28 protein-coding genes are annotated in these 24233 nt (G+C 68.5%); 14 read left to right on the top strand and 14 right to left on the bottom strand.

Translation table 11 applies throughout. The annotated features are described in order from the left end of the window. The first annotated feature begins 17 nt into the window (after positions 1–17). Together FZP69_RS04385 and FZP69_RS04380 are read left to right on the top strand one after the other, a co-directional pair. Entirely contained in the window at positions 18–1982 is a 1965-nt protein-coding gene (locus FZP69_RS04385; RefSeq protein WP_152040132.1) for a serine hydrolase domain-containing protein, read from the top strand. 58 nt (positions 1983–2040) lie between these two features. Beyond that, a complete protein-coding gene (locus FZP69_RS04380) occupies positions 2041–2922 on the top strand; it encodes a type II CAAX endopeptidase family protein (RefSeq protein ID WP_152040131.1) in 882 nt (293 codons plus the stop codon). Between the two features lie 121 nt (positions 2923–3043). Here FZP69_RS04380 and FZP69_RS04375 read toward each other — a convergent pair whose 3' ends face one another. Further along, positions 3044–3496, bottom strand: a complete 453-nt coding sequence (locus FZP69_RS04375) for a YybH family protein (protein WP_152040130.1) — start codon at positions 3494–3496, stop codon at positions 3044–3046. 87 nt (positions 3497–3583) lie between these two features. On the opposite strand from FZP69_RS04375, the gene FZP69_RS04370 reads away from it, so the two are divergent. Then, positions 3584–4003: a double zinc ribbon domain-containing protein gene (locus tag FZP69_RS04370; RefSeq protein WP_152040129.1), complete on the top strand. Its 420-nt coding sequence runs from the start codon at positions 3584–3586 to the stop codon at positions 4001–4003. A 109-nt stretch (positions 4004–4112) separates the two neighbouring features. Here FZP69_RS04370 and FZP69_RS04365 read toward each other — a convergent pair whose 3' ends face one another. Further along, positions 4113–5792 (bottom strand): thiamine pyrophosphate-binding protein, encoded by a 1680-nt coding sequence (locus FZP69_RS04365; protein WP_152040128.1) that lies wholly within the window; start codon positions 5790–5792, stop codon positions 4113–4115. Positions 5793–5938: 146 nt separating this feature from the next. Here FZP69_RS04365 and FZP69_RS04360 point away from each other — a divergent pair, with 146 nt between their 5' ends. After that, positions 5939–7102 (top strand): NAD(P)/FAD-dependent oxidoreductase, encoded by a 1164-nt coding sequence (locus FZP69_RS04360; protein ID WP_152040127.1) that lies wholly within the window; start codon positions 5939–5941, stop codon positions 7100–7102. Between the two features lie 89 nt (positions 7103–7191). Then, positions 7192–8190: an ornithine cyclodeaminase family protein gene (locus FZP69_RS04355; RefSeq protein ID WP_152040126.1), complete on the top strand. Its 999-nt coding sequence runs from the start codon at positions 7192–7194 to the stop codon at positions 8188–8190. A gap of 32 nt (positions 8191–8222) precedes the next feature. On the opposite strand, the gene FZP69_RS04350 is transcribed toward FZP69_RS04355, so the two are convergent. From FZP69_RS04350 to FZP69_RS04330, 5 genes are all read right to left on the bottom strand, one after another. Continuing rightward, entirely contained in the window at positions 8223–9002 is a 780-nt protein-coding gene (locus FZP69_RS04350) for an aspartate/glutamate racemase family protein (protein WP_152040125.1), read from the bottom strand. Continuing rightward, entirely contained in the window at positions 8999–9625 is a 627-nt protein-coding gene (locus tag FZP69_RS04345; protein WP_192918460.1) for a cyclase family protein, read from the bottom strand. Before FZP69_RS04345 ends, FZP69_RS04350 begins: the two co-directional genes overlap by 4 nt. 187 nt (positions 9626–9812) lie before the next feature. Beyond that, entirely contained in the window at positions 9813–10007 is a 195-nt protein-coding gene (locus FZP69_RS04340; protein WP_152040123.1) for a hypothetical protein, read from the bottom strand. A 71-nt stretch (positions 10008–10078) separates the two neighbouring features. Next, on the bottom strand, positions 10079–10750 hold the full coding sequence (locus FZP69_RS04335; RefSeq protein ID WP_152040122.1) for an MBL fold metallo-hydrolase: 672 nt from the start codon (positions 10748–10750) through the stop codon (positions 10079–10081). A gap of 503 nt (positions 10751–11253) precedes the next feature. Continuing rightward, positions 11254–11967: a hypothetical protein gene (locus tag FZP69_RS04330; protein ID WP_152040121.1), complete on the bottom strand. Its 714-nt coding sequence runs from the start codon at positions 11965–11967 to the stop codon at positions 11254–11256. Positions 11968–12180: 213 nt separating this feature from the next. Here FZP69_RS04330 and FZP69_RS04325 point away from each other — a divergent pair, with 213 nt between their 5' ends. Genes FZP69_RS04325 through FZP69_RS04310 form a run of 4 tightly spaced genes read left to right on the top strand, consistent with a single transcriptional unit; the run spans position 12181 to position 15291 of the window. Next, positions 12181–12627, top strand: coding sequence for a hypothetical protein (locus tag FZP69_RS04325; RefSeq protein ID WP_192918459.1), 447 nt, complete (start codon positions 12181–12183; stop codon positions 12625–12627). Positions 12628–12637: 10 nt separating this feature from the next. Further along, a complete protein-coding gene (locus tag FZP69_RS04320; protein WP_152040119.1) occupies positions 12638–13339 on the top strand; it encodes a DUF7546 family protein in 702 nt (233 codons plus the stop codon). A 19-nt stretch (positions 13340–13358) separates the two neighbouring features. Next, the gene (locus FZP69_RS04315) at positions 13359–14945 is read left to right on the top strand and encodes a hypothetical protein (protein WP_152040118.1); all 1587 of its coding nucleotides are present in this window, start codon (positions 13359–13361) and stop codon (positions 14943–14945) included. Between the two features lie 34 nt (positions 14946–14979). Beyond that, the gene (locus FZP69_RS04310; protein ID WP_152040117.1) at positions 14980–15291 is read left to right on the top strand and encodes a DUF7410 domain-containing protein; all 312 of its coding nucleotides are present in this window, start codon (positions 14980–14982) and stop codon (positions 15289–15291) included. Positions 15292–15293: 2 nt separating this feature from the next. On the opposite strand, the gene FZP69_RS04305 is transcribed toward FZP69_RS04310, so the two are convergent. Together FZP69_RS04305 and FZP69_RS04300 are read right to left on the bottom strand one after the other, a co-directional pair. Beyond that, on the bottom strand, positions 15294–15596 hold the full coding sequence (locus FZP69_RS04305) for a hypothetical protein (RefSeq protein WP_240137460.1): 303 nt from the start codon (positions 15594–15596) through the stop codon (positions 15294–15296). 67 nt (positions 15597–15663) lie between these two features. Continuing rightward, positions 15664–16329 carry a helix-turn-helix domain-containing protein gene (locus FZP69_RS04300; RefSeq protein ID WP_152040116.1) on the bottom strand — a complete coding sequence of 222 codons (666 nt, stop codon included), beginning with the start codon at positions 16327–16329 and terminating at the stop codon, positions 15664–15666. Positions 16330–16597: 268 nt separating this feature from the next. Here FZP69_RS04300 and FZP69_RS04295 point away from each other — a divergent pair, with 268 nt between their 5' ends. After that, positions 16598–16846, top strand: a complete 249-nt coding sequence (locus FZP69_RS04295; protein WP_152040115.1) for a PRC-barrel domain containing protein — start codon at positions 16598–16600, stop codon at positions 16844–16846. Between the two features lie 411 nt (positions 16847–17257). Further along, positions 17258–17512: a PRC-barrel domain containing protein gene (locus tag FZP69_RS04290; RefSeq protein ID WP_152040114.1), complete on the top strand. Its 255-nt coding sequence runs from the start codon at positions 17258–17260 to the stop codon at positions 17510–17512. 114 nt (positions 17513–17626) lie between these two features. Here the strand turns inward: FZP69_RS04290 and FZP69_RS04285 are convergent, their stop codons facing one another. Beyond that, on the bottom strand, positions 17627–17902 hold the full coding sequence (locus FZP69_RS04285; protein WP_152040113.1) for a hypothetical protein: 276 nt from the start codon (positions 17900–17902) through the stop codon (positions 17627–17629). A gap of 256 nt (positions 17903–18158) precedes the next feature. Here FZP69_RS04285 and FZP69_RS22360 point away from each other — a divergent pair, with 256 nt between their 5' ends. From FZP69_RS22360 to FZP69_RS04275, 3 genes are all read left to right on the top strand, one after another. After that, entirely contained in the window at positions 18159–18308 is a 150-nt protein-coding gene (locus FZP69_RS22360; protein WP_192918564.1) for an HVO_2142 family zinc finger protein, read from the top strand. Between the two features lie 219 nt (positions 18309–18527). Then, positions 18528–19169: a TlpA family protein disulfide reductase gene (locus FZP69_RS04280; protein ID WP_152040112.1), complete on the top strand. Its 642-nt coding sequence runs from the start codon at positions 18528–18530 to the stop codon at positions 19167–19169. A gap of 4 nt (positions 19170–19173) precedes the next feature. Continuing rightward, positions 19174–19845 carry a cytochrome c biogenesis protein CcdA gene (locus FZP69_RS04275; RefSeq protein WP_152040111.1) on the top strand — a complete coding sequence of 224 codons (672 nt, stop codon included), beginning with the start codon at positions 19174–19176 and terminating at the stop codon, positions 19843–19845. A gap of 93 nt (positions 19846–19938) precedes the next feature. Here the strand turns inward: FZP69_RS04275 and FZP69_RS04270 are convergent, their stop codons facing one another. From FZP69_RS04270 to FZP69_RS04255, 4 genes are all read right to left on the bottom strand, one after another. Then, a complete protein-coding gene (locus tag FZP69_RS04270; protein ID WP_152040110.1) occupies positions 19939–20199 on the bottom strand; it encodes a cytochrome C oxidase subunit IV family protein in 261 nt (86 codons plus the stop codon). A 12-nt stretch (positions 20200–20211) separates the two neighbouring features. Next, on the bottom strand, positions 20212–22809 hold the full coding sequence (locus FZP69_RS04265) for a cbb3-type cytochrome c oxidase subunit I (protein ID WP_152040109.1): 2598 nt from the start codon (positions 22807–22809) through the stop codon (positions 20212–20214). Then, positions 22806–23513, bottom strand: coding sequence for a cytochrome c oxidase subunit II (gene coxB, locus FZP69_RS04260; protein ID WP_240137458.1), 708 nt, complete (start codon positions 23511–23513; stop codon positions 22806–22808). Before coxB ends, FZP69_RS04265 begins: the two co-directional genes overlap by 4 nt. A gap of 166 nt (positions 23514–23679) precedes the next feature. Further along, the gene (locus FZP69_RS04255) at positions 23680–24195 is read right to left on the bottom strand and encodes a DUF6789 family protein (protein ID WP_152040107.1); all 516 of its coding nucleotides are present in this window, start codon (positions 24193–24195) and stop codon (positions 23680–23682) included. Between the last annotated feature and the right edge of the window lie 38 nt (positions 24196–24233).

Here is a 24233-nt window from a genome sequence, read left to right as displayed (position 1 = left end):
CCCCACGAGACCCCCGCATGAAGCACCCCTCGACTCACACCGCCATCGTGCTGGCGCTCGTCGTCGTACTCGTGAGTACGCCGCCCATCGCGACGGCCGCCACGCCGACCGTTCACTCGGTCGATTCCGCCGAGCGGATCGAACCGACCGACCTATCCGACGGGGACCAGTTCGAGCGCTGGCTCGACGAGACGATGGCCGATCAGCTGGAACGACACCACGTGCCGGGGGCAGCCGTCGTCGTCGTCGGGGACGGCGAGGTCGCTCTCGCGAAGGGGTACGGTTACGCCGACCTCGCGTCCCAGCGCCCGGTCGTCGCGAACGAGACCGTCTTCAGCATCGGCTCGACCGGCAAGCTCGTGACGTGGACGGCCGTGATGCAAGGTGTCGAAGACGGACGACTCGAACTCGACCGCGACGTCAACGACTACCTGACCGACTCCGCCGTCACAGTCCCGGAGACCTATCCCGAGCCGATCACGCTGAAACACCTCGGTACCCACTCGGCGGGCTTCGAGGACAGTTTCGTCGGGATGGTCGCCGACAGTCCCGACGAGATCCGCTCCATGGAAGAGACTCTCGCCGCCCACCAGCCAGCGCGTGTCAGACCGCCCGGGCAGTTCGTCGCGTACTCGAACTACGGGACGGCGCTGGCAGGACACGTCCTCGCCGAGCAGTCCGACGCGCCGTTCACCGCGTACGTCGACGAGCGAATCTTCACCCCGCTTGGCATGGAGAGTACGACCTACGCCCAGCCGCTTCCCGCGGAGTTGGAACCCCGGCGTGCTGTCGGCTACACGTTCGAGAACGGGGCGTACACGCCACACGACCCGGTCATATGGACGCTTCCGCCAGAGGGCGGGTCGCTCCGCACGACCGCGGCCGACATGGGACGGTTCATGCTCGCCCACCTGAACGAGGAGCGGGACGGCTCTGAGCGTATCCTCGACGCCGAGACGGTCGAAGAGATGCACAGTCGACAGTTCACGAAGTCCCAGGAGGCCCCCGAACTCAACGGGATGGCCTACGGGTTCATCGAGATGGACCGCAACGGCGAGCGCATCGTCGGCCACTGGGGTGACACCCCGCGGTTCAAGAGCCTGCTCGCACTCTACCCCGAGCGCGACGTCGGTCTGTTCGTCGTCTACAACAGCCCCGGCGGCGGCCCCGCCCGGTTCGAGCTCCTTCAGGCGTTCACCGACCGGTACTACCCACGGTCGGACACGCCAGTCGTGGTGCCACCGGACGGTGCGGTCGAGCGAGCGCGTGCACTGACCGGTGACTACCGGTCGCTGACCGTCTCGGAGTCCTCGTGGGAGCGCGTCCTCGGCCTGATGACACGGACGTACACCGTCGGGGCGACCGACGAGGGGTATCTGACGACGACTTCCGTCGGCGCGGGAACCGGGACGTGGGTCGAACGCCGACCGGGTGTCTACGAGGAAGTCGGGGGGAGCGACCTCCTCGTCTTCGGATTCGACGAGAGCGGGCGTGCGACGCACCTGTTCCGACACGCGTTCGGTCCGGCGACCTACGAACGCGTGCCGTGGTACGAGCGCCTGGTAGTGCTGCAGGCGAGCCTCGGTGCAGGTGTAGTCGGGTTCGTCTCCGTCCTCCTCGTGTGGCTCGGTGGCTTCGTGTTGCGGCGAGTACGCGACCGAGAGCCACCGAGTGGTCGCGAGCGACTCGCCCGCGGACTCCTCGGCGCGACGAGTCTGCTCTGGCTGGGAGTGCTGGTGATCTTCCTGTTCGCCTGGATCAACTTCAACGCCGAAGCGGCCTCGCCGTCGCTGGCACTCCAGAGTGCGAAAGTCCTCCGGTACGTCGCCCTCGTGGGAACGGTCGGTGCCGTCGTCGCGACCGGGTTCGCGTGGCACCAGGAGTACTGGACTCGAATCATCCGAGTGCACTACTCGGTTGTGACGCTCCTCGCGCTCCTGTTCGCCTGGCAACTGTACCTGCTCCGGGTCCTCCCCCTGTAGCACTCGAGACGACGATCATGTATTCAGTCCCACCACTCGACCGTCAGAGTATCGAACCATGAAACGGCAGCTTCGCGAAACCGTCGACGCGCACCCGGTTGCAGCCTTCTTCGTGCTCGCCTACGCCATCTCCTGGGTGGCGTGGCTCGGTCCCATCCTCGACCTGGCCGACCCGCTCGGGACGCTCGGGTTCGTCGTCGGTGGGTTCGGTCCCTTCCTCGCAGCACTCGTCGTCACCTGGCTCGGGAGTGACTCGGTCCGGGCCTGGGCACGCCAGATCGTCGACTGGCGCGTCGCCCCGCGGTGGTATCTCGCTGCGATCGTCGTCCCGCTCCTCGTCGTCGCGCTGACGAGCGTCGGACTCGCCGTCCTCGGCAGCTCGGTCGACCCCGGACTGCTTCCCGGTCGGGTCTCGCTCGCCCTCGTCTCGTTCGTGAGCATCGCACTCGTCGGTGGCGGCAACGAGGAACCCGGGTGGCGGGGGCTCGCACTCCCGAAACTACAGGAACAGTACGCGCCCGTTCCAGCGACGCTCGTCCTCGGCGTCGTCTGGGCGCTGTGGCACCTCCCGCTGCTGGCGACCGGCACCACCGAGTTTCACGGGCTGGCGTCGTTCGTCGCGCTCGCACCGACGACCGCGATCCGCATCCTGAACATCGTCGGGGTCGCGTTCGTCCTGACGTGGATCTACAACGCGACCGGGAGCGTCCTGCTCGCCATCCTCGCGCACACCGGATTCAACACGGCCAACAGTACGCTCGTCCCACTCCCGCTCGAGGTCGTCAGTGCTGGCGATTCGACGACGATACTCGTCGTCACGACCGTCGTCCTCTGGATGGTCGTCGCCGTGTTGCTCGTCGGGACCCGTGGTCGACTCGGGTATGACGGCGATTCGTCCGACGTCCGACGGGTCGAACAGAGCCGACTGGGGACGCGGTGAGTGTCGCTGCTCGGACCACACGACACCCGCACGCAGCAACGGAAACGCGCGGGACGTTCACTACGGACACCGAGGTGTGGTCGACAGGCGTGCCGGCGTGACGACCGACGGCCGCGACCGCTCAGTCGGACCGCCCCGACGGGCCGTACGTGAACTGCGGCGTGCCAGGGTACAGCGAGAAGTGGGTGTGGACCGCGAGCCAGACGCCGTCGCGCCGCTCGAGGACGACCGTCGCCCGACCGGGCCGGTGGAAGGGCTCGCCGTCCTCGTCGAAGCCGGTCGACGACCACACCGCGGCCCCCCACGCGTGGTCGTCCGCACCGAACGCGACCACCTCGTCGAGATCGAACCCGAACCCCTCGATGTTCGGCCAGATCCCCTCCCACTGGTTGTGTCGGAGCCTCTCGAGGCCGCTGACGATCTCGGCCTTCGTCCCGAACGACCGGACGTCGTCGGCGAAGATGGCGTGGGCCGAGTCGTAGTCGACGGCGGCACAGTAGCGGCCGAGCGCCGCGAACCACTCCTCGACAGCACGTTCGGGGTCGGCGACGGCGATCTCGTTGTCGTCGGTCATGTCCCTACTCACCGACGAGCGTGGTATAACTCTTTGCCGGCGACTCGTCGAGAGTAGATCCTTTGCCCGTCGTCGTGAAGGGCGATCATGGCCGGCGAGCTAGTCCTCGTCGTGTTCGTTTGGGCGATAGTCGCGTTCGCCGTCGCTATCGACGCGAGCAGACGCGGTCGGCACGGCGGCTTCTGGGCCGTCCTGACCTTCGTTACTGGACTGTTCGGGGCCATCGTCTACGGCGTAGTCGTCCTGGTCACGGACGACCCGGTCGACGAGGAGGCGGCGGCGGAGCCGAAACCGGAATCGGAGCGGGTCCGCGTCTGTCCCACCTGTTCGTCGAAGCACGACGACGCGCAGAACTACTGCGGCGAGTGCGGGGCCGAACTCGGACCCGAGGACGAGCGTCCAGTCGGCCGACGGCTCAGAACCGGATCGAGGCGGTACTGTAGCAACTGCAAGTCGGAGATCGGGCGCGAGGCGGGCACGTGTCCGAGTTGCGGCGCGGTCTTCTGACGAAACTGGGGCGGCCCCTCCCGCCGTCGACCGCGTTCCTCCCCCGCCGCTGTTCGTGTCGTCACGACCCGTCGATCGGTCCCGCCCCAGTTCGACACCGAACACCCGCTCACTCGCCGGGTTCCAGCCAGTCGACGGGCACGTCGTCGATCGCCGGGAGCGGCATCGTGGGGACGTCGACGAGCGCGGGCCCGTCGTAGGCGACCGCCTCGGCGAGAGCCTCCTCGTACCCCGCGGCGGAGTCGACGCGGAACCCCGCGAGTCCCAGTTCCGCCGCGACGGCGGCGTAGTCGGCGCTCCCGAAGTCGACACCGAAGGAGAAGTCGGCGAAGTTGCGCTGGCCCGCCTCGATCCACGAGAAGGAGTCGTTGTTGACGACGACGACGGTGACGGGGACGTCCAGTCGGGCGAGGGTTTCGAGACTGCCGAGACACGTCCCGAGGCTCCCGTCGCCGGTCAGTCCGACCACGGTGGCGTCCGGGCGTGCGTAGTGCGCCCCGACGACGCCGGGGACGGCGTAGCCGAGCGCCCCGTGCGCCCGTGGCGTGAGCCAGTGGCGACCGGGTTCGGTGAACTCGTACAGCGACGCGAAGTACGGACACGTCGTGCCGGGGTCGGAGACGAGGACCGCGTCGGGGCCGAGGACCTCGTTCGCGCCGGCGACCAGTCGCTCGGGCCGGAGGGGGAAGTCGTCGGCGTCGAACCGCTCGACGTAGGGTGTACGCCACGCCTCGTCGCGCCGACGGAGATCGTCGGCGTCCCACGCGGCGACGGGGCCGTCGATCCGGTCGAGGAGGCCGTCGAGCGCGACGCGCAGGTCGCCCGCGACGGCCACGGTCGTCTCGTAGTTCTTCCCGATCGACTCGGGGGCGACGTCGACGTGGACGATCTCGGTCGCGCGGTCCGGCGGCTGGGACCACTTCGCCGTCCAGACGCTCTCGACGGCCGTCCCGGCGAGGAGGAGGAGGTCCGCCTCGACGACCACGTCGGTGGCGTAGTCGCGGCCGCCGTTCTCGCCGACGACCCCGAGCGCCCAGGGCGAGTCGCCGATGCAGCCGACGCTGGTCAGCGTCTCCGCCACGGGGAGTTCGGCCGTCTCGGCGAACGTCCGGAGTTCGGTCCACGCACGCGACGTGTGGACGCCGCCACCGGCGACGATCACGGGGCGGTCGGCCGCCCGGATGCGGTCGGCCGCCCGGTCGAGCGACTCGGGCACGGGGTGGGGGCGGGTGACCGGACAGCGCGTCGCCCGATCCGACGCGTACACCTCGCTGTCAGACTCGTCGGCCAGCGTGTCCATCGGGAGCGCCAGGTGGGTCGCACCGGGTCGTCCGGCGGTCGCCCGGCGGAACGCCTCGCGGACCAGTCCCGGTACCCGGTCGGGGTGGTCGGCCGAGGCGTTCCACTTGGTCACGGGGGCGAAGAGCGCAGTCTGATCGAGTTCCGTGAGGACGCCACGGCCGCGGTGTCGGACCGGCGTCGTGGTGTTGAGGCCAACGACGGGCACACACGAATCGTTCGCCTCCGCGAGGCCGGGGAGCAGGTACGTCGCGCCGCCGCCGCTCGGACCCTCGCAGACGCCGGGCCGACCGGAGAGGCGGGCGTAGGCGTCGGCCATGAACGACGCGGCCCGTTCGTCCCGGGCGAGGACGTGGGTGATCTCGCTCCCGGCGTCGGTCTCCGCGAGTGCGTGGTAGAGGCCGACGCTCGTGTCGCCACAGACGCCGAACACGTGAGAGACGTCGTGGGCTGCGAGGCTCCGGACCAGCTGTGTCGCTCCGTCTGGCATGGTGTGCACATCGGTCACACGGGTCGTCAATGTATCCACGCGGCTGACGGGTCGTCACCGGGCACGCCGAGCGTCGACGCCACCCGATCCGACCGGCTCACGGGACCGTGGAAAGCGTCTTTACCACCCCGTCCGTTGGGACACCGATGTCAGACGCGTCCGCGCCGGTCGCCATCGTCGGCGGCGGTGCCGTCGGCACGAGCACGCTGTTCCACCTCGCCGAACAACACGACGTCGCCGGCGTCCTCTTCGAGAAGGGTCAGCTCGGCTCCGGGTCGACCAGCAAGGCCGCGGGGGGCGTCCGGAACACGTACACCACCCCGCTCAACGTCGAGATCGGCAACCGGGCGATCGACTACTTCCAGACGTTCGAGGAGCGCGTCGGCGAGCCGCTCGACTTCCGGCAGAACGGCTACATGTACCTGTACCACACCGACGAGTGGGCCGCCCGCTGGCGCGACCTCGCGGTCGACCTCCGAGAGCAGGGCGTCACCGCCGAGATCCGCTCCGCCGCGGACGCCGCCGAGACGTTCCCCGGACTGGACGCCGCGGCGATCCAGGGGGCGCTGTACGGCCCGGACTGCGGACACGTCGACCCACACTCGCTGACGCAGGGGTTCGCCAGCGCGGCGGTCGATCGAGGTGCGACGATCCACACCAAGACCGCCGTGACCGACGTCGTCGTGGAGGACGGCGCGGTCGTGGCCGTCGAGACCGAGGCCGGGCGGTACGCGGTCGGCGCGGTGCTCGACGCCGCCGGTCCCTGGGCCGCCCGCGTGGGGGCGATGGTCGGTGTCGGCCTCCCGCTGTCCTTCTTCCTGCGGCGGATCATGGTCACCAGCCCCATGGAGGGGGCCAGCGGCCCGCTCGTGATCGACCCCGAGTGGGAGTGTTACGTCGAGGCCGAACGCAACGGCTCGCTGCTCGTCTGTGACACGGCGCAGGACGTCCACGACGTCGCCGATCCCGACACGGCCACCGAGGGGTCCGTGGGCTACGACTACTACCTCCGGACGACGGAGAAGGTCGAGCGCCTGCTCCCGGGGCTGGCCGACCTCGACGTGGTGAACGGGTGGGGCGGCGTCCAGTCACACACGCCCGACGGCCACGCCATCCTCGGGCCGACCGACGTCGAGGGGTTCCACGTCGCCTGCGGTTTCTCCGGTCACGGCGTCCAGCAGTCGCCCGTCGTCGGCGCGGCGATGGCCGACCTGCTCGCGACGGGCAGCACCGACCGGTTCGACGTCGACCAGCTCGCGCTCGATCGGTTCGAGCGAACGGACCGGATCGACCCCGAGGGGATGGCCTGACTGCCGGTCTCGAATCGAACCGAGGCGACGATCGAGACCGACACCCGAGCGAGCGACAGCGTTATTCTCCCGTCAGGGGACCCACTGGTATGACCGAGCTGCTGTACCTGGACAGCGACGACGTGGCGGACCTGGTCGACGTGCCGACCGTCGTCGGGGCCGTCCGCGACGCCTACCGCGCGTTCGGCGAGGCGGACCGGCTCGGGTCGGAGGTGAAACTCTTCCGGGAGTCGCCCGACGGGATGCTCATGTACTACGGGGCGATCCTCGTCGGTGCCGGCGTGATGGGGACGTTCACGTACTGGGGTGGGTTCGGCGACGACGACGCGTGGTTCCTGACCGTGCTCGCGGACGCCGACACGGGCGCGCCGCTGGCGCTCGTCGACAGCGTCGGCATCAACCCGTACAAGACGGGCGCGACCGGGGCGGTCGGCGTCGACGCCCTCGCTCGCGCGGACGCGAGCGTCGTCGGGATCGTCGGGACGGGCCCGCAGGCGGCCGCGCAGCTCCTGGCGATCGCGACGGTCCGCGACCTGCGCGAGGTCCGGGCGTTCTCGCCCACGCGGGCCAACCGCGAGGCGTTCGCCGACCGGATGGCCGACGCGCTCGGTGTCGACGTCGTCGCGGTCGACACCGCGAGCGCCGCCGTCCGGGACGCCGACGTGGTCGTGACAGCGACGACGGCACACGAGCCGGTCGTCGACGCGGCCGACATCGCACCGGGAACCCACGTCACGGCGATGGGACAGTCCCACCCGACGCGGCGGGAACTCGACGCGGCGACGGTCGCGAAGAGTCGCTACGTGCCCGACGTGCGGGCGCAGGCGCTGGAGATGTCGGGCGAACTGCTGGGCGCGATCGCCGAGGGGGCGGTCGACGAGTCGCACGTCCACGCCGACCTGGGGGCCGTGCTCGCGGGGACGGCCCCCGGCCGAACCGACGACGAGCAGGTGACCGTGTTCGACATGGGCGGCACCGGGATCGAGACCATCGCCGCCGCCCACCTGGTGTACGAACGCGCCCGCGAGCGTGGTCGAGGGACGACACTTCGGCTGACGCCGAAGAGCGAGGGGATGCGGCTCCCGTAGGTCGGAGCTCGACCAACGAGCGCGAACGCGGCTCAGCCGTGGTGCCCGCCGGCCGCACGCCAGGCCAGATCCGCCAGCGTGAGGTAGTCGTACACCGGGAGGTCGGTCACGTCCCGCACTCGACCGAGGTACGGCCGGAGGTTCGTACACTCGAAGAGGAGAGCGCCGACGTCCCGGTCGAGGAGCCGTTCGACGGCCGCGACCACGTCGTCACCGACCGCCCCTTCGTCGGGGCGCTCGCGACGCTCTTCGACGAACACGCGCTGGAACGGGCGACTCTCGGCCAGGCCCTCGACGACCAGCCGGTCGGCGTGTGCGGACAGCACCGGGTGCGACAGCCGCGCGAACGAGCGTTCGTCGGCCGACAGGACGCCGATCCGTCGGTCGGACGCGAGCGTCGACGCGACCAGCGGGAGCTGGAGGAGGCTGCTGGTGAACAGCGGGACCTCGATTCGCTCGGCCAGCGTCGTCTGGTACGGGAGAAGGAAGCCACAGCTGGTGACGACTGCGACGGCCCCACGGTCGACGAGGCGGCGCGCCGCGTCGACGAAGGGGTCGACGAGCGCGGGGTCGGTGTCGCCCGCCCGGACCACTCGTTCGGGATCCGCACCCGGGACGGTCTCGAGGCAGACCGGGTAGTCGTACGACGCAGGGTTGCCGACGTCGCCCGGCACCCGGTCGAACGCCGTGTCGAGCAGCAGGACGCCCAGCGCGGCGTCCCCAGAATCCGCTCGGCCAGGCTGCCCGCCGTCGGCGATCGGTGGCTCCCGGGGCCGGCACGGGGATCGGTCCCGGCTGGAGTCGTCGGTCACGGCTCCGTTCGGGCGACCGCCCGGACCGGTGCGGCCTCGAACGCCGGCATGCTGAGCGGGAGGCAGGTGAAGTCGACGCGGTCGAACGGGGCGACCGCGTCGGCCTCGCAGAGGTACTCGACGATGGGGATGCCGGCGCCGAGGAGCGTCCTGTGGACCGGCCGCGCCGGATCGTCGAGCGCCTCGGTGAGGAAGTCGTTGGCGATCAGATCCACGTCGCGGTCGACCAGCCACTCCGCGCCGGAGGCGGTGAGGTGGGCCGCCTCGTCGAAGAAGTCCGCGTCGCCGAAGCGATGGTCGACGTCCCCGGTCAACAGGACGACTCGATCGCCGGAAGAGACGTCGTCGCCAGCGCGCTCCAGCAGGTCGGCGTCGATCGGCTCGCCCCGATGGTCCCGCAGGTCGACGACCCGCGCGGGGCCGACCCAGCGGTCGACCGCGAAGGAGCCGACGGTCGCGCCGTCGTCGACGTAGTGACGGGGGGCGTCGACGTGCGTGCCCTGATGGGTGTTCGAGGAGAAGCGGTGCGTGACGGCGCCCGTCTCGCTCGAGACCGAGCGTTCGGATTCGAACGGGGGCAGACCGGGAAACAGTATCATCCCGTCCTCGAGTGGGAGGCTCATGTCCACGAGCATACGACTCGTCGACGCCGACGCGGTAAATAGAGCGCTGGTGGTGTGGTCGGTCCCACCGGCTCTGCACCGATCACGCCACGCGGACGGTCACGTCGTGCGGTCGTCCATCGTGTAGTCGGACCCACGGCACAGCAGTCACACCGTTCGGTCGGCGTCGGACCCACCGCGCGGACGATCACACCGGGTTCACCTCGTCGGGTGGCTTTCTCCTCGCCCAGATCCTCCACCGCTCTGCGATCTCGGCACGCTGGCTCTCGGCGGCGACCGTGCCGTCGTCGAGCTTCACTTCAATTTTCGAATCGTGACGTCGACGGGGTGGCCTCTGGGTCTCGTGCCGTTCTTCCTGGTGCCGATCAGTACGCTCCTCCACGTCTACTCGGTGACGAAAGCCGTGGAACGCCGCCGTGTCCCTCTCGAGACGTCGTAGCCGGCGACCTGAGCCTACTCGCCCGCGGCGATCTCGGCGATGCGATCGCTCCCCGCCTCGACGGAGCCGCCGTGGTAGCAGACGACGTGGTCGACGTCGAGTTCCGCGAGACGCCCGACCGACTCCAGCGCCAGTTCCATCTCTTCGCTCATCTCGGGACGCGGCCCCTGGAGGACGCCGCCGTCGGCCGTGAGTGCGTCCGCGGCGACGAGCAGTCGCTCGTCGGGGAAGTACAACGAGACGTGTCCGGGCGTGTGTCCGGGCGTCGGAACCACCCGTGCCGGGCCGGCGCGCGTGTCGATCGTCCCCCACCCGTCGAGTTCGACGTCGACGGGGACGGGTGTGGGACGGCCGCGACCCACACCGCCACGCGGCTCCTCGCGTCCGTCGATGATCTGCGCCGCGTGCGTGGAGGCGACGACGACGGGGGAGACCCGGTCCGTGATGGTCGCGAGCGCGTCGACGTGGTCGACGTCCTGGTGGGTGAGGAGGACGAGCCGGAGGTCCTCGAGGCCGAACCCCGCGTCGTCGAGCCGCGCTTCGAGCTGGTCGACCGTCGAGTCGAGCCCGGTGTCGACGAGGAGGAGTCCCCGATCGGTCTCGATGGCGACCGGGGAGAGCGTCGCGGGTCGGCCCCGGTGCTCGAACTCGAGCGGGAGGAGGTGTACTGAGGGTGGGAGTGCCATGGAGAGCCGGTGGAGCGGCACGCCCAAAGAGGTATGCGTCCGCTCGGTGGACCGTTCGTGGCGTGGTCTCCGACGTCGACGCGGGCAGAGTCACCGTCGACCGGGATGACCGGACGTTCGTTCATCAGTGTTACCTCTGCGGGTTCGATTCGCAGGGTGACGCGACCATCCCGCTCCGGGCGGCCGGCGCGCCGAGCGACCGCACGACGATCCCTACCCAGCCGTCTACCGGGGGATCGACGAGAGTTCGATGTCCAGCTGCGACAACGAGCCGCGGCTCTCCTACCGGGACGACCACCCCGGACGGACACTGCCGACGTTCCACTTCACGCTCGAAGTGACCGAGTAGCCGCTCGTCGGTCGGACACACGACCTCGTCGTGTCGCACCGACGACCCGGCGACGCGTCAAGACGGGCGCGGAGGTCGGTCGTGACGTCGGCCGGCAACGCGTCTCCGCGTGGCTCGCGCATGCGCCGACGTCGTGAACCGTGCGGTGGTCGTGTCACCGGCGTGCGTGCCCACCGTCGGTCCACGCGTTCTCGTCGGTCCGCCCCCGAAACACGTCTGTCACTCGTCGAGCAGCGATGCCGAGGGCGAAGCCGGCACAGGCGATAGGAACCCCGAAGCCGACGGCGAGCAGCACTCCGACGCCGACCGCGTTCGGGAGGCCGACCGTCCCGTACGGTTCGAGCGTCTGCCCGTAGCGACTGAACGCCACCCCGAACAGGGGCAGCGTCACGAGCACCGTCGTCGGAACCAGCCCCGAGTTCAGCGCAGCGCTGAGTACAGCCAGCGCGACGAGCGCCCCCAGCGCGACGAAGACGACGAGCTGCGGGTTCGTGCCGAACCAGGTGCCGCGAACCCAGCGATCGATCCGGGGGTATCCGACGCCGACCGCCCAGTAGTTGGTCACGAGCGCCAGCGGGAGGGCGAGCAGGACGACGAGGAGTGAGACGTCGGGACGGCGACCGAGGAGTCCGCTCCACAGGAGCCGCGACGTCTCGCGGATCGGCGCGTCGCTGTACGCCGATGTCGCCCAGTCGAGCGTGTCCCGTGCCGACGAGACGACGAGCAGACCGGCGAGCGTCACCCACGACAGCAGCCGCGAGACCGATCTGCTCGCCACGCCGACCGTCCGTCTGACCGCGAGGCCGAACAGCGCGTACACCCGCGTCGCCGCTACCACGATCGATTTCCCGTTGACCTCGATCCGCATACGTCTACGTTCGGCCACGCGTCCGAAAAGTCGGTCCATAGCTCAACCCGGTCTTTGAGTTTCGATGGTCGGTCGGCGGGGATGGGCGCACGGACGATCCCTCCGGTCACGGTCGATCATAGCTCCGCCGGTGACGGCTGACGACTGTCGGCGTTCGAGCGAACCATTTATGACCTGGTATGCAATAATCAATCGACAGAGAGGGTTGTTCACATGGCTCAGTCGATGTTCCTACTCAGTTTGCTGACGGGGGCGGTGCTCGTCGCGCTCGTCGTATTGTTGAACGCCCGCGAGTGGCGCCAGTACACGCCGGCCACGCTCGGATTCGGCTCGTCCCGACCCGACAGTTCCACGCTGTCGGCGGCAGCGGGGAACCCGACGGTCTGGGTCGTCGCGTTCCTCGCCGCGATCTTCGTCTTCGGTGGGGCGACGGTGGCGTTCGTCAGCGGCACCGGGCTCCCCGAGTCGGTGGTCCAGACCGCCGGCGTCGTCCTCGTCGTCGCGAGCTCTCTCGTGGCGATCGGCTATCTCTTCTTCGGGACGTTCATGGCGGCTCGCGGGCGCGGTCTCGGCAACGCCGCCGCCGCGATGCTCGGGTCGTGGGTGCTCGGCCTCGCGTTCATCCTCGTCCTCGTGGTGAAGCTCATGGGGATGATCTGAGCCGTCGCCGATGGGGTATCAGACGCGGTCGATCGGCGGGACGGACTGGCTCCACCGACCCGAACTGCGGTGGCTCGTCGTCCTCCTGACGGTGGAGGCGGCCGGACTCGTCGGCTACTTCGCGCTCACGGACGCCAGCGTGCAGGCCGTCAGATACGTGCTCTACCCGTTCGTCTGGATCAACGTGGGCGTGCTCGCCGTCGTCCACGTGACGCCGCCGAGCGGAGACCGTCGCGCCCGATTCGTCGCCGCAGCCGTCGCCGTGGGCTACTTCGTCGTCCTCGGTCTGCTCTCGGGCCTGATCAGCGTCGACCTCGCGGCGCTTCTCGGGAGCGGACACGGCCACTCGCACGCGCACGTCCACGGCCTCCAGGTGACGATGAGCGCCCCGGGCTGGGGGCCGCGCGTCGGCTACGCCGGGTCGGTCCTCACGCTCAACTTCGTCCCGTTCCGCGTCGTCGGCTACCTCGCGCTGGCGTATCTCGTCTACGCGGCCGTGCTCGATCTCGCCAGCGCGGCCCTCTCGGGCCTTTTGGGACTGGGCTCCTGTCTGAGCTGCCTCCCCATCGTCGGCTCGCTCGCCGCCGGGCTCGCGGGCGGGACGGGCGTCGCCGCCGCGCTCTCGGCGCTCTCGGTCGACGTCTCGACCGCCGTCTTCGTCGCCAGCGTCGCCCTGCTCGCGCTCCGTCCCGGCTTCGACTCACGCCCGTGAACCCGCCACCGAGACCCACATGACACCGACGCGTCCCGGCCCTCGTCCGTCCACGCGCGCCGTCGTCGCCCTGCTGGGGGCGGTGATCGGCCTCGCGCTGTTCGCCCGCCCCGCCGTCGCCCACGCCGGCTCGCTCAGCGGCTCGCTCAGCTCCGTCCAGGCACCCTTCTGGCTCGTCGTCGTCACGGGCGGCGGTATCGTCGCGGCCTCGTTCCTCTTCGCGACGCTCGTGACCGACCACGAGACCATCCGCGCGGTCAACGACCGGCGGCTCGTGCTGCCGGTGGGCGCGCTCCGTCGGCTCGTTCCGCTCGTCAGAGTGGCCGGGGTCGTCGGCCTCGTCGCCGTCGTGGTCGTCGGGCTCGTCGGCCCGTCCGATCCCCTCCTGAACCTCGCGGTGCTCACCGTCTGGGTCGGCTGGTGGGCGGGGTACACCATGTCGGCGTACCTCGTCGCCGACAGCTGGTGGCTCGTGAACCCCTGGCGGACGCTCGCGTCGCTCCTTCCCAGCCAGGGGCGGTCGCTTCCCGACACCGTCGGCGCGTGGCCGAGCGTGATCGGTCTCCTCACGCTGGTGTGGCTCGAAGTCGTGAGCCCCGTGGGCGAGCGCCCGACCACGCTCGCGGTCGTCGTCCTCGTCTACACCGTCGTCACCCTCGTCGGCGCGGCGGCGTACGGGGAGGCGTGGTTCGAGCGGGTCGACCCCGTGGCCCGCGTGTTCCGTCTGTACGGCCTCATGGCCCCGGTCCAGCGGGACGATCCGACGGCGGTCGACCCCGGCGAGGGCACGGTCGGCGGGAGCCGACACCGGGACGTCGCCGCCGGTGACGGCGGGGTCGAACTCCCGCGGGAGCGCGCGGCGTCCGAAGCTGACTCCGCGGCGACGCGCGGGGTGACAGCCCGGACCGAGAGCGAGTCAGCGGCCGAGAGCGAGGAGAGGGACGGCGGTCCAGACGAACCGACGCCCACGCTCTCGGTGCCGGGGACGGCGCTCGCCCGGTACCGGGGTGCGATGGACGGAGACGACGTGGCGTTCGTCGTCGCGCTCCTCTGGGTGACGTCGTACGACGGCCTCGTCTCGACCCCGACCTGGAACGGGGTGGTCGGCGCGCTCGCCGGCGTCGTCCCACCGCTCTTCACCCATCTCGTCACCGTCGTCGTCGGCTTCGGCCTCTTCCTCGGGGTGTATCGGCTGTCGACGCGGTACGTCAGACGGACGGCCGAGACGTACGTCACCACGCCGTTCGTCGCCGGCTGGTTCGCGCCCGCGCTCGTCCCCATCGCCGCGGGCTACCACGTCGCGCACTTCCTCGGCTACTTCCTCTCGCTCGCGCCGGCGCTGGCGGGGGTGCTCGCCTCGCCCGTAACCCCGCCAGCGAGCGTCACCCTCGTCACCCTGCCGGGGTGGTTCGGGAGCCTCCAGCTCGGGTTCGTCGTCGCCGGCCACCTCCTCGCGGTCTGGATCGCCCACGCCCGGGCGTTCGAGCTGTTCCCCGGGCGGTTACAGCCCATCCAGAGCCAGTACCCGTTCGTCGTCGTTATGATCGTCTACACGATGACGAGCCTCTGGATCGTCGCCCAGCCGTTCACCGCGCCGATCACGTAGAACCACGCAGACACCACCACCCACTGCCACGACCATGACCACGGACAGATCGACACCACCGCGCGCCCGCGTCGTTCCCGACACCGCCGTCCCGCCCGACGAGACGCCCGCGGCGACCTGTCCGTACTGTGAGCGGCCGTTCGCCCGTGAGAGACACGCGGTGCTGCACGTCGTGGAGGCACACCCGGACCGGGCGACCGACGCCGAACGAGAGCGGTACGAGGCCGTCTCCGACGAGGAGTCCGACGACCTGTTCGTCTACCACCTGAAAGTCATGTTCGCCCTCGGCGCGCTGTACGCGGCCTTTATCATCTCCGCGGTGATCGCGTTCAGTCTCGCGGGGTGAGCTCAGTGCCCGGACTCCGCCTCGCCCTCTGGGTGGGGTACCGACGCGACGATGCCGGTGAGCGCGCCGACGCCGACGAGCGCGACCACGCCACCGACGTAGACAAGCGACCCGGCACCGTGAGCCGCCTCACCCACCAAGAGGACGAGCACGCCGGCCGTGATCGTCAACAGCGAGACGCCGATCGTCAGCGGCCCCTGCAGCAGGCTCGGACGGGAACGGCTGTACAGCATGAAGAGGACGGTCGCCAGCCCGACGGCACCCACGGAGGCACCGACCAGTGGGACGAGTGCGTTCTCGGCCATACGAGAGACGATACCATGCCCCAGTATTAAACGTTCGGCGTGGCGTGGGCGGGCGCGACGCGACGGATCACTGGAAGTCGGACTCGTTCAGTCCGACGAACAGCGTGTCCTCGACGAGCGCGTCCGTCGCCCGGCGGAGGCGTTCAGAGACCGCCTGGTGGGAGACGTCGAACTCCTCGGCGAGTTCCTGCAGTGTCACCGCACGGGGGACCTCGAAGTACCCCTTCGCGGCCGCCGTCGAGAGCACCTCGTACTGGTCTGCCGTCAGACCGTAGCGACCGGCCGGTTCGCTGTCGAGTTCGCGGATCGACTCGACTTCGAAGTTGAGGCCGTGTGCGTCACAGAACTCGTGCGTCTCCGAGAAGAGCGACCGGCGAGGGTACAACACCCGCAGTTTCCACTGGTCTTCGTGCCCGACGGCGTCGAGGATGGTCGCTTCGCTGTTGATCAACATCTGGACGATGAGATCGACGTGGCCGACCCACTCCATCTGGAAGAGCCACTCGTCCTCGAAGTCGCCGAGGAGCGTGACGTTGTCGACCGTCGGGTCGTTCTCGAGCGTCTCCTGAATCTCCTCCTGAGACGCCCCGCGGACCCACAGCAGCGGCATTATCGCCTCGTCACCGCTGGTGACGATCCGTTCGGTCTCGAAGATCAGCTCCGGATGTGTCTCCAGCGAGTAGTCGAGCGCGAACTCGCTCGCCGGGATCCTCCCGGATACGATAGTTGGCATCGTGTGTGGGGTGACGTGGAATCGTTTAATGGCTGTCGTGATTGGAACGAGCGAGTTCGTCGCCTCGCGTGTGATCGAGCTGGCTCGCGTCGCCGGACGCTAATTCAGGGTCGAATGGTGGCATAGAAGTGGCATCTGCGCAGAGCCAGATAAACACCAGTGAGTGGAGTGGTGAGAGTCAGCGTGCCCGAAACGTCGACCGGAACGACCGCCCGGCGCACAGGCAAGCAACAGGGGAAGATGAACAGAACCGCTACGTCGAGGTGCGATGCAAACGACACAGTTCACCGACAGTGACGTCGGCAAGACAGTGGTCGACGGCGAGGGTGCCGAAGTGGGAATAATCAGCGCAGTCGAACACGGGACGGCGTACATCGATCCCGACCCCGGGATCACCACGAAGATCACGACGGCCCTCGGCTGGGAGAACATCGACGACGAGAACGGCTACCCGCTCCAGGAGGAGGCCGTCGCAACGGTCACCGACGACCAGGTTCGGCTCCGATCGGATCTGTAATCCGGATCCGGCGTCGGCCACCCCCGCCTGCGAGAGAAGCGACACGGAACGTCTAGCCCGATGTTGGACGACAGAACGCGCGTTCCACGGTGACACGGGCGACGAGCACGAGCACGGGCGCTCGGACGACTCGGCCGAATTCGAGCACCCGGACGCTCGACGTCCGCCCGTCTCGCCGTGGTGCGGACGGGACGCACAGACGCCAGCAGGCCGTTCTTTTACTCGAAGCCGACCAACCCTCGCCCCCACGAGCGTCGGCTGCGACCGCCCACCGCGGTCGTGTGCCGTCCGTGTCGTCGATGCCGGCGCACCGGGCTCGCTCAGCTCACCGGGCCACGGTCGGGTTCGTCCATCGCGTCGCGCGAGTGCAAGCAGAACGACGACTCGGACACGGGACGACAGTAGTTCGTGATGAGACGACCAAGACCCTCACTCACCGACGTCGGCAAGCACGTCGTCGACGAGCGTGGAACCGTGCTGGGGACGGTCAGTGCGGTCAACGAGGGCGTACCGTACGTCGACCTCGACTCGGACGTCGTGCGTGAGGTGACGTCGGCTCTCAGCTGGCAGCGAGTCGGCGACGAGGAGGGACTGCCGCTCGACGTGGGTGCCATCGAACGGATCACGACCGACCAGGTTCGTCTCCGAACCGAGCCACAGCTGTGATGTCGCCGGGCGGGTGGCAGCGAGGTCGACAGTGCCACCAGCCCGGTCACGGAACCGGGACCGGGTGACAGACGGTCGAACCGCCGCCAGGGGACGGGGTGGAGCGCCCGACGGTCACGCCGTCGAGTACCCGCCGCGGGTCGCGAGCACGACGAACGCGAAGACGCCGCCACCGAGCACGAGACCGGGGGCGAGCACCAGCGAAAGCGGGCGGCCACCCGTCACCTTCAGCATCGCCATCGTGACGCCGATCCAGACGGGGACGGAGAACAGGAGCGCGTAGCCGAGAGCCGTCCGGTCGAACCCCTCGCGTTCCGTCCCGGGACCGGCGTCGTCACCGGCCGCACCCGGTGACGTCCCAGCCGACTCCGACGCGGCCGTCTCGTCCATACGTGCGACTCGTCACGGGTGGATTTGAATCTCACGCCCCCGTGGACGGGCGTGGGCGGGCGTACGTCAACGTCGATCCGAGAGGACGGAGAGCCGACTATCTCGAACGGACGACGGTGAAAAAGGGCAGACAGTCACGACTGCGCGTGTCTCTTTTTACCGCACGAGACTGAATAAAAAATGTTCCCCTGCTGTTCGATAATCCTACGAAAGATAGACAGGATTTAATAGGGGCGTTCGCAAGAGGTTACCACACATGAAGATCGAACGGCCCGGCGACGTCCCTCCCGAGCACTGTCCCTCCTGCGGAACCGAGATGCTGTTCAGCGGCACCCAGCCCGCTGGCCTCGCTCAGTTCTTCTGTGAAGTGTGTGACTACCGACACGACACGTTCGTCAGCCAGTAGACGAACGCCGTCGGCCGATCGGAGCCGCAGTCCGGTCCAGTACGTCCACCGTGCCGAACGATCGAACCCGGATCGTCCGCCACGCGGACTCGTTCTCCGAGGCAAGCTCCCCGAGCGACGGAGGCGTCTGCCGGCGACGCGCGCGATCCGAAAGAGTCGAGTGAGATTTGGAACAGAGTGTGAAAAACCGCTATACCGATCGGAAGCGTCTGCTCGGTGATGGTATCAGGGACCGGTAACTGGTCGAGGCGGAGCGTGATCCAGGGTGGTGCGGGCGTGTTCCTCGCCGCCCTCGCCGGCTGTACGTCGGGATCGCGCCCCACGGGGGACGACGGGACGACCGCGTCGACGACCGAAGGGCCCGCGAACGACGGATCGTCGGGGACGACCACGGCGGACACGACAGATACGGCGGCCACGGCAGACGCGGCGGACGACTGGCGCTCGGTCGAGTTGACCGACGTCGAGACGGGGACGTCGTTCACCGTCGCGGGGTTCGGCGGACGGCCGGTGCTCGTGGAGTTCTTCGCCGTCTGGTGTCCCGTCTGTACGAACCAGCAGCGGGAGGTCGCGACGCTCGTCGATCGGATGGACGACCTCGTGGCGATCAGCATCAACGTCGATCCGAACGAGGACGCGGCACGGGTCCGCGACCACCTCGACTCGCACGAGTTCGACTGGTACTACGCCGTCGCGCCGGCGTCGATGACGCGGGCGCTCGTCGACGAGTTCGGCGCCGTGGTCACGAACGCCCCCGCAGCGCCCGTCGTCCGGATCTGTGCCGACGGGACCACCGCGCTCGTCGAGGGACGGGGGCTGAAGTCGGCCGACACCCTCGAGACCGCGTTCGAGCGGTGCTAGCGCGATGGCGTCGGCGACACAGCTGGCCAGTTCGTTCGCGCTCGGACTCGCGACCCCGCTGACGGCCGTCTGCGTGCTCCCGCTGTACCCGAGCTTCCTCGCGTACCTCTCGAACCAGTCGACGGAGAGGCGGCTCCCGATCTCCGCGCTGGGCGCGCTCGTCGCGGCGGGCGTGCTCTCGTTCATGCTAGGGCTCGGGCTGCTGTTCACGACGGTGCTCGAAACGTCGCTGACGACCGTCAGCGGCGTCGTCTCGCCCGTCGCGTTCGGTCTCCTCGCCGTCGGGAGCCTGCTGCTGCTCGCCGACGTGGAGTTCGCACACCTCCTCCCCACGGTCGAGCCACCACAGTCGAGCCACCCGGTCGCGTCGGCGTTCGGCTACGGCTTCTTCTTCGGCGCGATCGTCGTCCCCTGCAATCCCGGGTTCATCGCGGTGTTCTTCGCCCGCGCGTTCCTGTTCACCGACCCCGTGGGGAGCCTACTGAACTTCCTGGCGTTCGGGGGCGGGATCGCCGCCCCACTGGTCGCGCTGGCGACCGTCTCCGATCGGTGGCAGGCGCGGGTGATGGCGACGCTCACCGGCCACCAGTCGGTCGTCAACCGTGTGACGGGTGCCCTCATGCTCGCCGTCTCGGTGTACTACCTCGTGTTCGTCTTCGACGTCGTTCCGGTGTGAACCGACCCGGCCGCGGCCCGAGCGTGGCCGAACGCTGGTGATTCCGCGATGTGACCCCGACGAGTCCCGAAAAAGAGTCCCAGTCGCGTCAGGTCAGAGGATCGAGTACGACGCCGCGAGCGTGAGCGCCAGCGCCGCCGCGAGGCCGATCCCGATGAGGTACGTCAGCGAGCGGGGCTCCCACCGGAGGTGCTGGAAGTACGCCGCGACGATCACGGCCTTCACGGCCGACAGCACCATGATGAGCCCGAACGCGAGCCAGTACGACAGGCCGGCGAACTCGACGAGCACCTGCACCGTCGCCGAGACGAACAGGAACGCGAAGATCACCGTGTACAGTTTGGTTGAAGTCATCTCTTGGTCACCTCACAGGATGTAGAACAGCGGGAAGAGGAACAGCCAGACGATGTCGACGAAGTGCCAGTAGAGGCCGAAGTACTCCAGCGACCGGTTGTCCTCGAGGTAGGCGCCCCGCCAGGCGCGGACGATCAGGAAGAGGGTGATGAACAGGCCGACGATGACGTGCGCGGCGTGCAGCCCGGTCGTGAGGAAGAACGTCGACGACCGGACGTTGGTCGACAGCCAGATCCCCTCGTGGAACAGGTGGTTCCACTCGATGGCCTTGTTGCCGAGGAACCCCAGCCCGAGGAGGAACGTCGTCACGAGCGTCGCCACGACGCCCCACTTGTGTTTCTTCTCCGCCGCGACGAGTGCGAGCACGACGGTGAAACTGCTCGTGAGCAGGAGGTACGTGTTCATCAGCCCCGGGATGGGGTTGCTCGGAACGGGCTCCCACGCGGTCCAGCCGAACGCCACGCGGGTGAAGACGTACGCCCCGATGAAGCCGCCGAAGAGGACGACGTCGCTCGCGAGGAAGATCCACATCCCGACCTTGCCGTTCTCGATGCCGCCGAACGGCCACGCTTCGCCCTCGCCGCCGGGGAACGCCGTGAACGGTTCGAGCCCCCACGAGAGCAACGAGCCGACGGTGATCGCGCCACCGACGGCCGTCGACGCCATGTAGACGTTCGCCATCATCCCCTCGCCGAACGACGCCTCCTGCACCCCGGACAGCCCGAGGAAGAGGAAGAACATCCCGGCGCTCAACGCGAGCGGCCAGATGCTGGCGTGGTCGGCGTGGAAGTCGTCGTCCTCGGTCTCGACCTCGCGGATCTGCACCTTCGACCGCGCGGCGTCGGCGGCCGTCGCGAGGCCACCGTCGGCCTGTGCCGGGGATTTCGAGGTGAGGAACTCCAGATTCCCGTTCTCGTACGTCGGCGTCCCGGGGAAGTTCTCCAGGATCGGCGGCGACGACACCGCCCACTCCGCCGTCGAGCCGAACTCCCACGGGTTGTCGGGAGCCGGGTCGCCCGAGAAGGCGCTCTTGCCCAGGTTGTAGAACATGATGAGGAACGAGAGCCCGAGCACGAACGCGCCGATCGTCGCGACCTTGTGCCACGGTTCGAGCCCGGGTGCGTAGTCGAACACTCTCCGGGGCGTCTCCCAGGCGACGAACAGCGGGAAGTACAGCAGGTTGAAGCCGACGAAGTAGACGCCGAAGTGGAGTTTGCCCAGGAACTCGTCGTACATCCGGCCGGTCATCTTCGGGAACCAGTAGTAGAGCCCGCCCACGAGCGCGGTGATGCCGCCGACCATCACGTAGTGGAAGTGCGCGACGACCCAGTACGTCCCCCGGAACTCGTAGTCGAGGACGACCGCGCCGAGGAACACACCCGTGATGCCGCCGATGATGAACAGCAACAGTGCGCCGAACGAGAAGAGGAAGGGGGTGGTGAACCGAATGCGGCCCTTCAACATCGTGTAGATCAGCGCGAACACCATCAGGTCGAAGGGGAGCGAGATGCCGATGGTGGTTATCATGAACAGCGTCTTGATCTGGAGGTTGATCGTCGTGAGGAACATGTGGTGCATCCAGACGACGAACGACTGCAGCGCCACGAGCACCATCGCGGCGATGAACCACTTGCGGCCGACGATCCGCCGCCCAGTGAAGGTCTGGAAGCACTCGGCCATCACGCCGAGCGCCGGGAAGAAGACGATGTACACCTCGGGGTGGCCGAAGAACCAGAACAGGTGGGTCCACAGGAGCGATCCCGCGGGCGACTCCATCGCGAAGTAGGTCGTTCCCAGGAGACGGTCCGAGGAGAGGATAATGAGCGCCGCGAGCAGCGCCGCGAACGCGAACAGCATCATCCACACCGTCAGGAGGATCGACCAGGTGAACAGCGGGAGGTTCCGCAGGGTGAGCCCCTTGGCGCGCATCCGATGCATCGTCGTCAGGAAGTTCACCGACGAGACCGTCACCGAGGCGACGAACAGCGTGAGCGCCAGCACGGCGGTCGAGGCACCCACGTCCGGGGTGAACGTCGGCACGTTCAACGGGGCGTACATCGTCCAGCCGCCGGCGAAGGTGCCGCCCTGGAAGAACGAGACCATGAAGAGGAGTCCGGAGGCGAGGTAGAGCCAGAAGCTGAGCGCGTTGAGTCGGGGGAACGCGAGGTCCTTCGCCCCGATCTGGAGCGGGACGACGTAGTTCGCGAAGCCGAACGCGAACGGCGAGAGGAACCAGAACACCATCAGCAGGCCGTGCGCGGAGACCGCCTGGTTGTACGCGCCCGCGCTGATGACGGTTTCCGTCGCCGCCCGCGGCGCCCACAGCTGGATGCGCATCAGCCACGCGAGCACCCCGCCGAGGATCAAGAAGAACAGCGACGTCACCACGTAGAGGATGCCGATGTCCTTGTGGTTGGTCGTGATGAGCCACCGCTTGATCGTGTTCGTCCCCGGGAACTCGTGGTCGTCCTCGTGGCCGTGGTCGTGGTCCGCCTCGACCCCGGGCACTGCGAGCTCGCCCCCGCTCACCGTCCCGCCGTCGGTCTGTCCACCGTCGGTCTCGACCGTGTGTCCGTCGTCCGTGTCGTGTGTATCGTCTTGTTCACTCATGATGCGCTCTCGTTGAGATTGGTGTACCACTCGCGGTACTCGTCAGGCTCCATCACGACGACCTGCGCCGTCATGTACGAGTGGCCGGCTCCACAGAGTTCGTAACAGTTCGCGGTGTACGTCCCCGTCTCGTCGGCCTCGAACCACGTCTCGGAGGTCTGGCCCGGGATGGCGTCGGATTTCACCTTCTGTTCCGGTATCCCGAAGTTGTGGAAGACGTCCGCAGAGGTCACGCGCAACCGGATCCCTCGGTCGACCGGAACGCGGAGCACGCCGCCCGCGGTCGAGTCCTCGACGTGGCCGTTCGGGTAGGTGAAGCGCCAGCCGAACTGGTAGCCCTCGACCTCGATCTCCAGCGATTCGGCCTGCGACGGCCCCTCCTCGACGTACAGCAGTGTCCCGTACGTCCACGCGACGAGCGAGATGACGATCACGGCGCTCAGCGCGAACGAGGTGAACAGCTTCTTCCCCTTCCCGCCGTCGGCCGGGAGTTCGCCCAGAGCTGGCCGGTCGACGTCGTCGGCCTCGCCCGTGTCACGGTACTTGTACGCGTTGTACAGCATGTACGCGATGACCACGACACCGACGAGCGTCCCCAACAGCAGGAACACGGTGAAGATGCGGTCGAACACGAACACGCGTGTCCCCCGCGGGATCAGTCCCGACTGGGCGAGGAGCCCCGAGAGGTGGTGCAGCAGGGTCATGGACATAGGTAACAAACGACCTTCGGTATTAATCATTAGGACCCCTACTTAGCGGTTTCGGGGAGCACGCCACACCGAATCGCTCGACGGGGGCGACGAGTGCGCCGTGAGCGAGAAACCGTCGGGAGGACCGATCGGCAGGCGGTTCGGCGACTGGGCCGGGCGGTCAGACCTCGTGCTGGGGGATGCCCGTGGTCCGGTCGAGGACGTAGCCGAGCGTCGCCCCGTACACCCAGTGTCCGACGAGCGAGACGATCAGGAAGATGCCGACGGCGAGCACGCCGGTACCGGGCCAGAACGCGGGGGCGAACCCCGTCCAGAAGAACGTCGCGAACGTCACACCCCGGAGGTAGCGGGGTTCGCGCGGCGGGAGGAACGAGCCGACGACGAGGAAGATCAACGGGAGGACGAACGTACCACCCACGCCGAAGACGATCATCCCGAGCGTCGCCGTCGGTTCGATGCCGAAGAAGGCCGCGAAGCCCGCGAACCGGGTGATCGGCTCCGTCAGGAAGAGGCCCAGCGCCTGTGGGATCCCGACGAGCACTGGGAGCATCAGGATCGTCCCGAGCAGTCCGCCGACCATCGACATCGAGACGACCCGGATCGAGATGGGCAGCCCCAGTTCGCTGACGTCGTCGTAGATGTCGACCGTCTCGGCTTCCGCGGGTTCACCACTCATCGTGTCCTCGCATACTCGCTCCCTCGTGATAAATGGTG

Source organism: Salinigranum salinum (assembly GCF_009176545.1).
In the GTDB taxonomy this organism is placed as follows: Archaea; Halobacteriota; Halobacteria; order Halobacteriales; family Haloferacaceae; genus Salinigranum; species Salinigranum salinum.
Note: the sequence above shows the minus strand (reverse complement) of the source record. Positions and strands in the feature narration are given on the sequence as shown.

What these genes read in the sequence shown, in the direction of transcription:
- FZP69_RS04310 (WP_152040117.1), top strand. Translation starts at nt 14,980, where the DNA reads ATGACCACGGACAGATCGACACCACCGCGCGCCCGCGTCGTTCCCGAC.
- FZP69_RS04365 (WP_152040128.1), bottom strand. Translation starts at nt 5,792, where the DNA reads ATGCCAGACGGAGCGACACAGCTGGTCCGGAGCCTCGCAGCCCACGAC.
- FZP69_RS22360 (WP_192918564.1), top strand. Translation starts at nt 18,159, where the DNA reads ATGAAGATCGAACGGCCCGGCGACGTCCCTCCCGAGCACTGTCCCTCC.
- FZP69_RS04330 (WP_152040121.1), bottom strand. Translation starts at nt 11,967, where the DNA reads ATGCGGATCGAGGTCAACGGGAAATCGATCGTGGTAGCGGCGACGCGG.
- FZP69_RS04305 (WP_240137460.1), bottom strand. Translation starts at nt 15,596, where the DNA reads ATGGCCGAGAACGCACTCGTCCCACTGGTCGGTGCCTCCGTGGGTGCC.
- FZP69_RS04290 (WP_152040114.1), top strand. Translation starts at nt 17,258, where the DNA reads ATGAGACGACCAAGACCCTCACTCACCGACGTCGGCAAGCACGTCGTC.
- FZP69_RS04335 (WP_152040122.1), bottom strand. Translation starts at nt 10,750, where the DNA reads ATGGCACTCCCACCCTCAGTACACCTCCTCCCGCTCGAGTTCGAGCAC.
- FZP69_RS04295 (WP_152040115.1), top strand. Translation starts at nt 16,598, where the DNA reads ATGCAAACGACACAGTTCACCGACAGTGACGTCGGCAAGACAGTGGTC.
- FZP69_RS04320 (WP_152040119.1), top strand. Translation starts at nt 12,638, where the DNA reads ATGGGGTATCAGACGCGGTCGATCGGCGGGACGGACTGGCTCCACCGA.
- FZP69_RS04355 (WP_152040126.1), top strand. Translation starts at nt 7,192, where the DNA reads ATGACCGAGCTGCTGTACCTGGACAGCGACGACGTGGCGGACCTGGTC.
- FZP69_RS04375 (WP_152040130.1), bottom strand. Translation starts at nt 3,496, where the DNA reads ATGACCGACGACAACGAGATCGCCGTCGCCGACCCCGAACGTGCTGTC.
- FZP69_RS04370 (WP_152040129.1), top strand. Translation starts at nt 3,584, where the DNA reads ATGGCCGGCGAGCTAGTCCTCGTCGTGTTCGTTTGGGCGATAGTCGCG.
- FZP69_RS04270 (WP_152040110.1), bottom strand. Translation starts at nt 20,199, where the DNA reads ATGACTTCAACCAAACTGTACACGGTGATCTTCGCGTTCCTGTTCGTC.
- FZP69_RS04300 (WP_152040116.1), bottom strand. Translation starts at nt 16,329, where the DNA reads ATGCCAACTATCGTATCCGGGAGGATCCCGGCGAGCGAGTTCGCGCTC.
- FZP69_RS04275 (WP_152040111.1), top strand. Translation starts at nt 19,174, where the DNA reads ATGGCGTCGGCGACACAGCTGGCCAGTTCGTTCGCGCTCGGACTCGCG.
- FZP69_RS04360 (WP_152040127.1), top strand. Translation starts at nt 5,939, where the DNA reads ATGTCAGACGCGTCCGCGCCGGTCGCCATCGTCGGCGGCGGTGCCGTC.
- FZP69_RS04315 (WP_152040118.1), top strand. Translation starts at nt 13,359, where the DNA reads ATGACACCGACGCGTCCCGGCCCTCGTCCGTCCACGCGCGCCGTCGTC.
- FZP69_RS04380 (WP_152040131.1), top strand. Translation starts at nt 2,041, where the DNA reads ATGAAACGGCAGCTTCGCGAAACCGTCGACGCGCACCCGGTTGCAGCC.
- FZP69_RS04255 (WP_152040107.1), bottom strand. Translation starts at nt 24,195, where the DNA reads ATGAGTGGTGAACCCGCGGAAGCCGAGACGGTCGACATCTACGACGAC.
- FZP69_RS04325 (WP_192918459.1), top strand. Translation starts at nt 12,181, where the DNA reads ATGGCTCAGTCGATGTTCCTACTCAGTTTGCTGACGGGGGCGGTGCTC.
- coxB (WP_240137458.1), bottom strand. Translation starts at nt 23,513, where the DNA reads ATGACCCTGCTGCACCACCTCTCGGGGCTCCTCGCCCAGTCGGGACTG.
- FZP69_RS04385 (WP_152040132.1), top strand. Translation starts at nt 18, where the DNA reads ATGAAGCACCCCTCGACTCACACCGCCATCGTGCTGGCGCTCGTCGTC.
- FZP69_RS04285 (WP_152040113.1), bottom strand. Translation starts at nt 17,902, where the DNA reads ATGGACGAGACGGCCGCGTCGGAGTCGGCTGGGACGTCACCGGGTGCG.
- FZP69_RS04345 (WP_192918460.1), bottom strand. Translation starts at nt 9,625, where the DNA reads ATGAGCCTCCCACTCGAGGACGGGATGATACTGTTTCCCGGTCTGCCC.
- FZP69_RS04280 (WP_152040112.1), top strand. Translation starts at nt 18,528, where the DNA reads ATGGTATCAGGGACCGGTAACTGGTCGAGGCGGAGCGTGATCCAGGGT.
- FZP69_RS04265 (WP_152040109.1), bottom strand. Translation starts at nt 22,809, where the DNA reads ATGAGTGAACAAGACGATACACACGACACGGACGACGGACACACGGTC.